Origin of the sequence: Lactococcus protaetiae, assembly GCF_006965445.1 — a bacterium.
Classification (GTDB): Bacteria; Bacillota; Bacilli; order Lactobacillales; family Streptococcaceae; genus Lactococcus; species Lactococcus protaetiae.
The window spans coordinates 1,348,827-1,360,999 of sequence record NZ_CP041356.1; the positions used below are offsets into that span (position 1 = coordinate 1,348,827).

The window sequence follows — 12,173 nt, forward strand, 5'->3', positions numbered from 1 at the left end:
ATTTTTAGAGGTCACCCTATGCTAATTTACCTCTAAATCTTTATTAGCAGATTTAGTCGTTGAACCGCAACTATACTGCCTTTTGTTGCGGCTAGCTACGTATGACCCTAGGACATTTGTCCGTTTGCTTAGCTGCTAAATCAGCAAGAGCAAAAAGCATTGGCTGTAATGCACTAGGTGAAACAACTAGCATATCCGTAAGCGTTGAAGCACAAACGGCTATCCTATAAAGTGCCGATGAACATTTGTCCTCTATCTCTAGGTCACTAAAGTGACAAGAATAAAGGCAACACCAAATGGCAATCAAAAGGATACCTGCGGTGTATCGACAACGTAGCGGAGTAACTTCTAATACTGTTTAATTTCTAAATGTTCCATTTAGAAATTAAAGTTTGCGTTCCACGCAAACCACTTCTTGCGCAGGCGCAAGGCAGTATCTTTGCAGTTCAACTACTAAATCTGCAAAGCAGATTTAGAGGTGAACTAGTATAAAAGGAACTTTTAGAAGTTAAATAGTATTAAAACTTTGATATGAAAGTGAGAAAATAATGAGCCTACCTACAGTAGCTATCGTTGGCCGTCCGAATGTCGGTAAGTCAACAATTTTTAATCGTATTGCGGGAGAGCGTATTTCGATTGTTGAAGACATCCCAGGAGTGACACGTGACCGTATTTATGCCACAGGAGAATGGTTGACGCGTAAATTTAATATCATTGATACAGGTGGTATAGAACTCTCAGATGAACCTTTTATGACCGAAATTCGCGCCCAAGCTGAAATTGCCATGACAGAAGCAGATGTTATTATTGCCGTTGTGGACGGAGAAACAGGAATTACAGATGCAGATGAAGCCGTAGCTAATATTCTTTATCGTACAGATAAACCCATCATTTTAGTGGTCAATAAAGTGGATAATCCAGAACGAAGAATGGAAATTTTTGATTTCTATTCACTTGGTTTAGGTGACCCCTATCCTGTTTCGGCTGTGCATGGGATTGGTACAGGGGACGTTCTTGATGCGATTGTGCAAAATCTTCCAAACGAAATCGAAGAAGAAAATGAAAATGTTATTAAATTTAGCTTGATTGGTCGTCCAAATGTCGGTAAATCATCATTGATCAATGCAATTCTTGGAGAAGACCGGGTGATTGCAAGCCCAATAGCGGGAACGACACGTGATGCCATTGATACTCATTTTACAGACGAAGACGGTCAAGAATTTGTAATGATTGATACAGCAGGAATGCGTAAATCAGGAAAAATTTATGAGAATACAGAGAAATATTCTGTCATGCGTGCCATGCGTGCGATTGACCGTAGTGATATTGTACTCATGGTGATTAATGCAGAAGAAGGTATTCGTGAGTACGATATGCGTATCGCAGGTTTTGCACACGAAGCAGGAAAAGGTATTTTGATTGTCGTTAACAAGTGGGATACATTGGACAAAGATAACAGTACAATGAAAAATTTCGAGCAAGAAATTCGTATCAAATTCAAATTCCTTGATTATGCTCCAATCGTCTATGTATCAGCAAAAACAGGACAACGCCTCAACAAATTACCAGAAGCAATCAAAGAAATTCATCATGCACAAAATCTACGTATTTCAAGTTCTGTCTTAAATGATGTGATTATGGATGCCGTCGCAATCAATCCCACACCGACAGACAAAGGAAAACGCCTTAAAATATTCTATGCGACACAGGTTGCGGTTAAGCCACCGACATTTGTAGTTTTTGTCAATGAAGAAGAACTAATGCACTTCTCATATCTTCGTTTTTTAGAAAATCAGATTCGTAAAGCGTTTGTCTTTGAAGGAACTCCTATTCACTTAATTGCTCGTAAGAGAAAATAAATTTAAAAAAGAGCCATGACCAAGATAAGGTTGTGGCTTTTTAGATTAAAATATAAAAAAATTACAAAATAAAACACCAAATCATATGATTTGGTGTTTTTTATTTTTATATTTATAAAAATAGATTAAAAACTACAAACTTAGTGTTTTAAAGTATTGTAAACGGCAACAAAATAAATTTTGTTGTAAAAAAAGAACAAAAATAGAAATTTGTTCGTTAATGCTATTGCAATATAACAATACATAAGTTATAATAATAAATCAAATGGACGTATTATTTAAAATACATTCATCTAAAGTAGTGTTTGTGTCTAGAAATAGTCATAAATGCCTTATAAAAAAGGAGAAACCGCAATGATGAAATTTTCATCTTTCAAATCAATTAACCGTAAAGTATCAATGGCAACTGTTGCCTTGATGACAATCGTAAGTTTAGGCAGTGCAGCTACAGCATTTGCTGATACTAACGTACCAGACAGCTCAACAGCCCGTGAAATTACGATTCATGCCCTTCAAGGAACACCAACAGCAAACAAACCTGGCTTTGTTAATGATGGTACTGAACAAAATGTAACAGGTACTCCGTTGCAACATGTGACATTTACTGCAACACTTGTGACACCCACAGGTTCAGCTGCTGACATGAAAGTTGGAGATGCATCAACTTATACAACTACAAGTACAGTAGTATCAGGAGAAACAGACGCTAATGGCACAGTAAGTTTAAATATTACAGAAGATGGATACTACTTACTTCATCAAGTCACTACAGTTGGTGGAGTCGCTTCTATGCAAGATTCAATCGTTCAAGTACCCTTGAATTCATCCTCTTCACAAGCTGTAAATGGTTGGTTGTATGATATCAACGTTTATCCTAAAACAGACCTTTCACAAGATAATGCTGTAAATAAAACAGTAGAAATTGGTGATAATGTGCTTGATGACAACACAGGAACAAATAAACAAGCTACTGTTTTTGCGGGACAAGATATCACGTGGAACTTAGCATCAGCCTTTTCAGATTCTATGGTAACTGATGATGGTAAAGTAGGGTCATTTGAATTAACTGATGCTTTAAATTCAAATTTAACTTTTAAAGCTATTAATTTTGTTGTAGGGTCAAAAGAAATTTCGCTTGATTCAACAACAGACTATACATTGACAACAACAGATGGAAATATTGATTTGAAATTGACTGAAACAGGAATCAAAGCAATCAAAGCGGCTAAAGTGTCATCATCTGATCAATTCATTGTCAATCTTACTACAACGGTTTCTAATACTTATAAATATGGACAAATTGGTAACTATTTCACGACGAGTGTGAAAAATGCTTATGGTGTAGACCTTAGTAACACAACGGGTTCAGGTAACACAAATTTGCATATTAACCTTCTTGGTTCTTCAGATTCAACAACAGATGTTCCTGAAGTCTATCTAGGAGCGCTTAGAATTCAAAAGATTGATTCTGTTTCAAAAACTCCACTTTCAGGTGCAACATTTAAACTGATTAAAGCATCTTCCAAAGATGAAGCACAAGCTCTTGTTGATGGAAAAACTTCAAGTGCAACTTATGTCAAAAATCCATCTCAAACAGATCAAGATTATAGCTTGACAACAGGAACAGATGGAATGATTGAATTTGATGGCTTAGAGCTGACGGATACCGCTGAACAAACAGGTGACACATCAACAGCAAATACTCACTATTACGTAATTGAAACAGCAGCACCAACAGGATACGATCTTCCAACAAGCGTTGTAGAAGTAGTGGCTTCTATTGACCCTACTACGACTCAAGTTGGCGTATCAAATAATTTGGATGGTGGAAATATTAAACTTCCATTTACAGGTGGACAAGGTATGATTGGCATTATTGTGATTGCTGGAGTTGCTACAACAGCATCAATCGTTATCCGTCGCCGTAAAACAACAACTGATAAATCAAAATAAATTAATAAGTGAAATCGGAAAGGAATAAGGATTGATTGTGAGGGCTAAAAAAAAGCTGACTGTAAAAAAGAAAAACCGTTCCTTTCGTGATATTTTGAGTGTTATTTTTGCTTTGGTTGCGATTTGTGCGCTTTTTTATCCGATTGTAGCTAATACTCTTGTTTCGAATAAAACAGCGGATATTGTTACTAAATTCAATGAAAAAACCTCCACACTTGATAAAAATGAGATTAATCATTTACTTACAAGCGCCAAAGAATATAACACTTATATTTACGATATGAGTCAGCATATTCCTTACACAAAGTCCAAACCAAACTATAATCAAATGTTAAACATTGATAATAGTGGCATGATGGGAAATGTTTCAATACCACAAATCAAAGTGGAGAATGTCCCTGTTTATCATGGAGATTCAGAGGAAACTTTAGCAGTAGGAATTGGTCATATTCCTCAGACGAGTTTGCCAATTGGTGGAAATAATACTCACACAGTGCTTTCAGCTCATTCAGGACGTGTCAACAATACTCTGTTTACTAATTTGGATAAACTCAAAATTGGTGATGTGTTCTATGTGGATACGTTAAATCTTAAGATGAAATACAAAATTAATAAGATTAAGGTTGTAGATCCTGAAGATGTTTCGACTTTGGGAATCCAAAAAGGAAAAGATATTGCAACGCTTGTGACTTGCTATCCAACAGGAGTAAATAGTCAACGCCTTCTTGTGACGGGAGAACGTGTTCCATATACCTCAAAAACAGCACAAGAAGAAATACAACGTGATAAGTATGGTTATGATTTTTGGGTTTTGCTAGGCTCACTTATTTTAGCAATTCTCGCTGTTTTGTATCTGATTTATAAGTATTATGAAAAAAGAAAAAATAGAAGTAAGAACACGGAGGAAACAAGATAGAATGATGAAAACAACAATTGGAAAAGTTTTATTTGTTTTCTTTATCTTAGGTATGACTGGCTTGACGCTTCAAGTTAGTGCACAAGGGCAACTTGGTTCAACACATACTCAAGACTTATTCATCGTAAAATATGGTCTTCCCTCTGGAAGAAATCAATTTTCGCAAAGACAAACAACTAATACAGGCGAAAAAATTAATAATATTCCCGTAGATAACCACGATTCAGAGCTCGCTCCGATAGCTGGAATTCACTATGTGATTCAAAAAATTATACCTACCAGAGATGGAGATAAAATCAAACTCAGTGATAAAAACTCATACTCTGTTAGTGGCAAAACACTAGAACTTGTAACAAATTCTGCTGGAATTGTATCTGTAAATCTTAATGATGGATTTTATATTGTTAGTGAACAAGCAAATGCTCAAGCTCACCTATCAACGCCAGCGCACCCTATACTGATTCGACTTCCTGTAGAAAATACTGCTAAAAATGGTTATCTGAATGAGATCTATATCTATCCAAAATCAAACATTGACCCATTAGAGAATACACATAAGCCCAAAGGAACATCTAAAATTCCTAAAGGAAATTTGCCTAAAACAGGAGATGGTTCAAAGCTGAGTATCTCTGCTTTGGGAGTAGGGATTATTGGTATCACGTTTATGCTAATGATGGGAAAAATAAGTAAAGAGAGGGGAGTTAGAAGTGAATACTAGACAGGGTAATAAAAAAGAAAAAAGAATAGTAACAAAAGTGTTGACATTTTTATCAGCAGTAACATTACTTTCTACTCCTCTATTCAGTACAATATCAGGTGTCCAAAATATCTTTGGATTGATAGATGCCAAAGCAGCAGTCATTGGTCCGACCGTGACAGTTCAACCCAAAGATTTTGAAAATTATTTTACGCAGACAGGAAGTGCAACTTATAGTTACACTACTGGAGCTAACTATGGTACTTTGACATTAACACCTAACTCCACTAACCAAGTAGGGATGGCAGCAATGAATGTCAAATTCGATATGTCGCAAGACTGGAAAATTACTGGTAATCTCAATATAGGAAACAAAGGTGGAGCAGATGGTGTCAGTTTCGGATGGTATCCAGGAGATACAGGTGTTGTTGGGATTAAAGGAGCGGACTTAGGAATAGGAGGATTGCGTGGTGCCTTTGGCTGGACAGCAGACACTTATAAGAATTCCTATACGATACCAACCATACTTCCGAGCACTGCGACTGGTGCAGACCCTGTCTATACTCTAACCAATAATGGTATCGTGGCGGAGACCCTTCTAGTACAAATTCTACTTGGGCGGTAGGAGGATGGTCTTACGCTAATCCTAATCCAATGTATGATGTGAAAAATTCATACCCTTCTGGAGGTGGAGCACCTGCGATTGCACCAAAGACAGCTTATAATAAATCTGACAATCCTCAAAAGGATATTGCTAGCCTGGCAGATGGTAAATTCCATGCATATTCTCTAACTTATACAGCTTCTACAGGAGCTATTACAGTTGTGTTTGGAAGTTTAACATGGCAAATGCCGATTTCTTCTTTGAAGAGCTTAGCTGGTGATGAGTCTTCTAGTGCACTATCGTTTTTCATTTCTGGTAGTACAGGTGGCGTGACAAATCTTCAACAGTTTCAATTTACATCAGCTACATTTACGGAAGCGTTAGGCACCGTAACTGCTAATTATGTAGATACTTCTGGAAATACATTAGCATCAAGTGTTTCAACGCAAGGGATAGTCGGTAAAGATGGTTATACTACAAGCCCCAAGAGTATTCCAGGTTATAGCTTAAAAAATGTAGACGTATCAGATTCTACGGCGACAAATTCTGAGAATACAATTACGGGACTTTATACTGCAAATGATATTACAGTTAATTATGTCTATGCTCCAAATCCAGAAACGGCTACGATTACATACATAGATACGGATACTAATCAACGGGTTGGAGCTATAGATACAACAACAGGAGTGTTTAATGGAATCTCTGGCTATACTGTAAAAATTCCAAGTGGTTACATACTTTCACCACATCAAAACCCTAATGATGAGTTTACTCCTGCAAATGCAAGTAAAAAAGTATTCAATCAAGATGGTGTTACGCAAAATTTTAATGTATATTTAATCAAACAGCATAGTATTGTCACGGATAATTTTTTTGAATCAGATGCAACGATACACTATGTAGATATGACTAAAAATCCTTTGCCTTGGGTGTCTTCTACGCCATATTCTAGTCAATCTAATCCGACAGGAAATCCAACACAAAGTAATGGAACACTTGTTGGCGCTGGAAATGATTATATTTATCGCGTATGGATGGTTGGTGTAACTACTTATCAGCCGGGGGATGCTACCCCAAATGTTATATGGTATTCTTCAACCAGCTTTGTACCAACTTTGGATGCCAATGGTAATCCAAAAACACCAGACGTTTCTGATGTATTAGACTCGAATGGCAATCCCATCAATGGTTGGACTCAACAAAGTTCATATAATCCAGGATTAGTGTATTATCCTACAGTACCAGGCTATACATGGCAAAAGGCGACACAGCTTATCAATGGAAGTGAAGTAGCAGCGGGGGATAATGAGTTTAACGGTGGTATTAATGGCACAATCAATATTACTGCGCCTCAACAAAATGGAGCACCTGATCCTCAGCATTCTGTTTATTATGTTTACTATAATTCAAACTATAGTTTTTCAAATCGTACAACAAAAGAAGTTAATGAAACAATAAATTACCTTGATGTCAATAGCAGGATGCCGATTGTCACAAAATATACAACGAGTCAAAGTATTACTGTTGAAACGGTGACGGATTCTTCTGGGAAACAAACGGTTTATTATTATAGAGGAAATGGAACACCTGAGTCAGATAATCATCCGTTTGCTAAGGATGGTACTGCCAATCCAGATTGGGCAGATATAACATCATTTAATTCGTCTTTCGGAGGACAAGTTAACCCAGAAATCACAAATTATACAGTAGTGGGGGCTGATGGAAATCTAGCAGCGAGTTCATCTTATTTATCAAATGATAAAACTCAAGTGACTTCTCAAGCAATAAATGATAAGTTTGATGATATTGTAGTTAATGTTTATTACGCTTACGATGGTCAAGATATTCATTTACCATTCACAGGGGGAATTGGATGGAGCCAGATTCTTGTGATTGCGTTATTTAGTGCGATTGCCGCATATTTGATTCAATGGGGAAAACGAATAAAAAATAAAAAATAAAAACATCGAAAGTTCAAAAGAGCTTTCAATGTTTTTTTATTAGTAACCAAGAATAATATGAGCGACAAGCGGAGCAAAAATAACGTACATGATACCAGTTACACCAATACTTAAAGCGGCCATTGCCCCTTGAGTTTTTCCGAGTTCGATAGCTGTTCCTGTTCCTACGGCGTGTCCTGTTCCGCCTAGTGCGACCCCTTGAGCGACAGGATCTTTAATCTTGAAGAGTTTCAATAATGGTGCAGCTAGAACGCTAGTGAGAATTCCAGTTGCTACAACGACAACAACAGTAATTTGCTCAACACCGTGCATTTTATCAGAAATTCCCATCGCCATTGCCGTAGTGACAGATTTTGGGAAAATGGATAGACTTGCAAGTTTGGTAAGACCGAAGAACTTAGCGCAGAGAGCAGTAAACACTGTATTAATAAGTGCGGCTATTGCGATTGAAAGCCCGATAGAACGTGCATGATGCTTCATTAAATGAAATGTTTTGTAGAGTGGGATTCCGAGTGCGACAGTGCTAGGGCAATGAGGTCATTGATGATGGAACCTCCAACATAATAATTTTTGTAAGGAATATGTGCAAGTCCTAAAATAAGAATAATGACAACTGTAGCAAAAAGAAGTGGATTGGTCCAAGGTTTACGGAAATTTTCATTGATACGCACACCAATCATAAAAACGAGGATAGTAAGGACAAGGCCAAAAAGTGGGTCGGCAGTGAGTTGATTCATTAGACACCTTCACTTTCTGTGGTTTTATTTTTGGAATGTTGATTGATAACATCAAGTGCGATTTGTTGAGAACTGAGCTCTGGGATAACATAATCTCCCTCGAATTTAATTTTAATCCATTCTACTAATTTTCCCAATACAAAAACATTAATAATAAGAGCTCCAAGGATAATAATAAGAATCTGAACCCAAAAATGACTAATCAAATTCCATTTTGCCATGATTCCAACTCCGGCTGGTAGAAAGAGAATCGTCATGTTATTAATGAGAAAGCTTCCTGCTTCATCAACGTGTTTAAATTCGAGGATTTTAAACTGGAGGGCAAGAAAAAGAAGAACCATGCCTAAAATTGAACCAGGAATGGGGAGATGAAGCCCATTTGAGATGATATTTCCGATAAAACTAAAACCGAAAATAATGAGTAGTTGTAGATATATTTTCATAATTACTAACTCCCTAAGTTATCTTGATTTCTTTTCACAATAATTTAATTGTACTCTTTGAATGCTGGTTTTTCAAGGATTGGTGTGGGTGGATTTGTGAAAGTTGCTGGAAAAAGATAAGGTGAATTTTGTTGAAAACTTTTCTTGACATTTTATCAAAAAGTGTTATAATCAATTTAAATAAACTATTAGAAAGGAGCGTTCGTGAGGACGCTCCTTCTCTTGTGTGGATTTTCTGACGATAGACAGTCAGGTTAAATATAAGGTGGGAGTGCCCCAAAAGTCAGCTCATCTTAATGTTGTTCTGGGCGTTTGAAGTGAGCGCCCCTCGCATCTTGTAACTGAGTTCGGTGCGCTTGAAATTAGCGAAAATAGATAATTTCCAGAGCCGTGCTTCCGCACGAACCTGTAATTTCCTAATTTTCATAATTTCAGGGCGAGCGCCCCTCGTATCTTGTAACTGAGTTCGGAAGGCTAGAAACTTGTGAAAAAAGATGAAGTCAAGACTTATTCAGTTGGAGTTTCAACTCCCAACTGAATTTAGGGTACAACCTCTAGGTGTAACAACTAAGCGACCTGTACGCAGCTAAAGCTGCAACAGTCTGCTTAACATCTTCGATATGAGGTCAACCCTGTCCCAGAAGCCTAAGTGCTAAAGCACTAACGCCCTAGGGCAGTCGGACGAAATTCAAGGCTTAGTGCTGCTTTATCCCCTGCAAGGGGTGGGGGTGTTGCGATTGTGACTAGGTGCTTCAGCACCGTAGCGAGCATCGACAGCGGAGCCCAAAGGGCGGAGATAGCATGCACTTGCTTTGATGAAATTTTGAACCTGCGCTAAGTGCAGAACTTAAAAATTTCCTTATTTTTCACAGTTTCTGAACGAACCTTCCTCACATCTTAAAGAAAAGGAGATAAAGTATGGAAGAAATCGTAGAAGTTGTTGAAAATTTCATCACACCTCTTATTCCTAAACCGTTTAAACTTTTTGCAGTTGAGTGGAGGAAACTTGGTGGTGATATGGTTTTAAGTATTTTGGTGGATAAAGAAGGTGGTATCGAGATTGATGAAACGGCTGAGTTGAGTGAGTTGATTTCCCCTTTGTTAGACCAAATCAAGCCAGACCCTTTTCCAAAAGAAGGTTATATGCTTGAAGTTGCTAGTCCAGGAGCTGAACGTCCTTTAAGAAAAGCCGAGCACTTCAAAGGAGCGATTGGTGAGTATATTTTTGTCAAACTCTATCAAAAATTTGATGGAGAAAAGGAATTTGCAGGAGATTTAACGAGTTTTGATGGGGAAAATCTAGTGCTTGATGTACTTGATAAGACGCGTCATAAATCTGTTGAAATTCCGCTGTCCAGTGTAGCTAAAGCGCAGACGATGGTTAAATTTTGATTGAGCTTAAAAAAGTAATCGTTTTTAGATTTTAAGAAAGAGAGAAATATAAATGAGCAAAGAAATGCTGAACGCCTTTGCAATGTTGGAAGAACAAAAAGGAATTAAACCGGAGATTGTTATTGAAGCAATTGAGCAAGCTATCACGGCTGCTTACAAGCGACAATACGGTCAAGCTCAGAATGTGAAAGTTATTTTCGATGAGAAAAAAGGGAATTTTAATGTTTACTCTACGCGTGAGGTTGTGGATGAAGTGTTTGATAGCCGTCTTGAGATTTCGCTTGAAGATGCCCTTGAATTAAATCCTCATTATGAGATTGGCGATAAAATCATGTTTGAAGAAAAGCCTAAAGATTTTGCAAGAACTGCTGCTGGAGCTGCCAAACAAGTGATTATGCAAAAAATGCGTGAAGAAGAGCGTACAATCATTTACAATGAGTACAGTCGTTATAAGGATGAAATCATTCAAGGGACGGTTGAGAAAGTTGATGCGCGTGCGGTTTATATTAACCTTGGTCGTGTTGATGCCTTGCTTACGAAGAAAGACCAAATTCCTCAAGAAAACTATCATGTGGGCGACCGTGTGAAAGTTTATGTGACTGATGTTGTTTTGACACCAAAGGGAACACGTGTTTTCATCTCTCGCACAGCGCCAGATATGCTTAAACGGATGTTTGAAAAAGAAATTCCTGAAGTATTTGATGGAACTGTAGAAATTAAATCAATTGCTCGTGATGCAGGCGACCGTGCAAAAGTTATTGTTGAAAGCCACGATGAAAATGTTGATGCTATCGGTACAATGGTTGGAGCAAAAGGTTCTCGTATTCAAGGAATTATTCGTGAGCTTGCGGGTGAAAAGATGGATATCATTGAGTACTCTGCTGACAAGGCGACTTTGATTGCTAACGCTTTGAAACCTGCACGTATTGAGCAAGTTTTGATTACAGCGGATGGTTCATCACTTGCTGTTGTTGCTCGTGACCAGCTTTCATTAGCCATTGGGAAACGTGGGCAAAATGTCCGCCTTGCAGCCCATGTTACAAACAGTAAAATCGATATTAAAGCGGCAGATGAGTTTAATATTGATGATTATGAGTTTATTGGTGAAGAGGATGAAGCTGTGGAAGCTTCAGAAATCGAGGAAACTGTTGTTTTGGATGAAGTTGTAGAGATTCCTGAAACTGAGGAAAATGAAGGATAAATTTTTTAAGAAAATGTTTGCTGACAGAATCTTGTCAGTACTGACAGAACTTATATTTTCTTGAGAAATGAGGTTTTCTATGAAACAGAAAAAAATTCCTATGAGAAAGTCTTTAGTTTCAAATGAGCAGTTTCCAAAGCGTGATTTACTTCGCATTGCATTTAATAAAGAGGGGGAGATTTCGATTGACCCAACTGGTAAAGCGCATGGACGAGGAGCTTATATCGCGCTTCTTAATGAAGAAGCGACGCTTGCTAAAAAGAAACGAGTATTTGATCGAGCTTTTCAAACCAAAGTTGATGATGAATTCTATGATGAATTAATCACCTATGTTGAACATCAGGTGGCACGTCGTGAACTTCAAAAGACGACTTATTCTGCAGATGAACTTCCAGACTATGACTAAA

General features: G+C 37.6%; 10 protein-coding genes and 1 pseudogene. 9 read left to right on the plus strand and 2 right to left on the minus strand.

The annotated features are described in order from the left end of the window. Nucleotides 1–548: 548 nt before the first annotated feature. The 6 genes from der to FLP15_RS06640 all read left to right on the plus strand — a co-directional run bounded on the left by der (nt 549) and on the right by FLP15_RS06640 (nt 7,993). Nucleotides 549–1,859, plus strand: a complete 1,311-nt coding sequence (gene der, locus FLP15_RS06615) for a ribosome biogenesis GTPase Der (protein ID WP_142766460.1) — start codon at nt 549–551, stop codon at nt 1,857–1,859. Between the two features lie 354 nt (nt 1,860–2,213). Beyond that, nucleotides 2,214–3,812 carry a SpaH/EbpB family LPXTG-anchored major pilin gene (locus FLP15_RS06620; protein WP_142766461.1) on the plus strand — a complete coding sequence of 533 codons (1,599 nt, stop codon included), beginning with the start codon at nt 2,214–2,216 and terminating at the stop codon, nt 3,810–3,812. Between the two features lie 37 nt (nt 3,813–3,849). After that, nucleotides 3,850–4,728, plus strand: coding sequence for a class C sortase (locus tag FLP15_RS06625; RefSeq protein ID WP_190288258.1), 879 nt, complete (start codon nt 3,850–3,852; stop codon nt 4,726–4,728). A 1-nt stretch (nt 4,729) separates the two neighbouring features. Continuing rightward, nucleotides 4,730–5,446 carry a pilin N-terminal domain-containing protein gene (locus FLP15_RS06630; RefSeq protein ID WP_142766463.1) on the plus strand — a complete coding sequence of 239 codons (717 nt, stop codon included), beginning with the start codon at nt 4,730–4,732 and terminating at the stop codon, nt 5,444–5,446. Further along, nucleotides 5,436–6,050, plus strand: a complete 615-nt coding sequence (locus tag FLP15_RS06635; RefSeq protein ID WP_142766464.1) for a lectin-like domain-containing protein — start codon at nt 5,436–5,438, stop codon at nt 6,048–6,050. Before FLP15_RS06630 ends, FLP15_RS06635 begins: the two co-directional genes overlap by 11 nt. Before the next feature lie 29 nt (nt 6,051–6,079). Continuing rightward, entirely contained in the window at nt 6,080–7,993 is a 1,914-nt protein-coding gene (locus FLP15_RS06640) for a MucBP domain-containing protein (protein ID WP_142766465.1), read from the plus strand. 39 nt (nt 7,994–8,032) lie between these two features. Here FLP15_RS06640 and FLP15_RS06645 read toward each other — a convergent pair. Then, nucleotides 8,033–8,730: pseudogene (locus tag FLP15_RS06645) on the minus strand (LrgB family protein). Next, entirely contained in the window at nt 8,730–9,173 is a 444-nt protein-coding gene (locus FLP15_RS06650) for a CidA/LrgA family protein (RefSeq protein ID WP_142766466.1), read from the minus strand. The pseudogene FLP15_RS06645 and the gene FLP15_RS06650 overlap by 1 nt, the downstream one beginning before the upstream one ends. A gap of 918 nt (nt 9,174–10,091) precedes the next feature. Here FLP15_RS06650 and rimP point away from each other — a divergent pair. The 3 genes from rimP to rnpM all read left to right on the plus strand — a co-directional run bounded on the left by rimP (nt 10,092) and on the right by rnpM (nt 12,172). Next, nucleotides 10,092–10,565 (plus strand): ribosome maturation factor RimP, encoded by a 474-nt coding sequence (rimP, locus tag FLP15_RS06655; protein ID WP_142766467.1) that lies wholly within the window; start codon nt 10,092–10,094, stop codon nt 10,563–10,565. A 52-nt stretch (nt 10,566–10,617) separates the two neighbouring features. Further along, complete coding sequence (gene nusA / locus FLP15_RS06660) at nt 10,618–11,766, plus strand: transcription termination factor NusA (RefSeq protein WP_142766468.1); 1,149 nt, start codon at nt 10,618–10,620, stop codon at nt 11,764–11,766. 79 nt (nt 11,767–11,845) lie between these two features. Next, nucleotides 11,846–12,172 carry an RNase P modulator RnpM gene (gene rnpM / locus FLP15_RS06665; protein WP_142766469.1) on the plus strand — a complete coding sequence of 109 codons (327 nt, stop codon included), beginning with the start codon at nt 11,846–11,848 and terminating at the stop codon, nt 12,170–12,172. Nucleotide 12,173: the final 1 nt, after the last annotated feature.

What these genes read in the sequence shown, in the direction of transcription:
- FLP15_RS06650 (WP_142766466.1), bottom strand. Translation starts at nt 9,173, where the DNA reads ATGAAAATATATCTACAACTACTCATTATTTTCGGTTTTAGTTTTATC.
- FLP15_RS06630 (WP_142766463.1), top strand. Translation starts at nt 4,730, where the DNA reads ATGATGAAAACAACAATTGGAAAAGTTTTATTTGTTTTCTTTATCTTA.
- der (WP_142766460.1), top strand. Translation starts at nt 549, where the DNA reads ATGAGCCTACCTACAGTAGCTATCGTTGGCCGTCCGAATGTCGGTAAG.
- FLP15_RS06640 (WP_142766465.1), top strand. Translation starts at nt 6,080, where the DNA reads ATGTATGATGTGAAAAATTCATACCCTTCTGGAGGTGGAGCACCTGCG.
- nusA (WP_142766468.1), top strand. Translation starts at nt 10,618, where the DNA reads ATGAGCAAAGAAATGCTGAACGCCTTTGCAATGTTGGAAGAACAAAAA.
- FLP15_RS06620 (WP_142766461.1), top strand. Translation starts at nt 2,214, where the DNA reads ATGATGAAATTTTCATCTTTCAAATCAATTAACCGTAAAGTATCAATG.
- rimP (WP_142766467.1), top strand. Translation starts at nt 10,092, where the DNA reads ATGGAAGAAATCGTAGAAGTTGTTGAAAATTTCATCACACCTCTTATT.
- rnpM (WP_142766469.1), top strand. Translation starts at nt 11,846, where the DNA reads ATGAAACAGAAAAAAATTCCTATGAGAAAGTCTTTAGTTTCAAATGAG.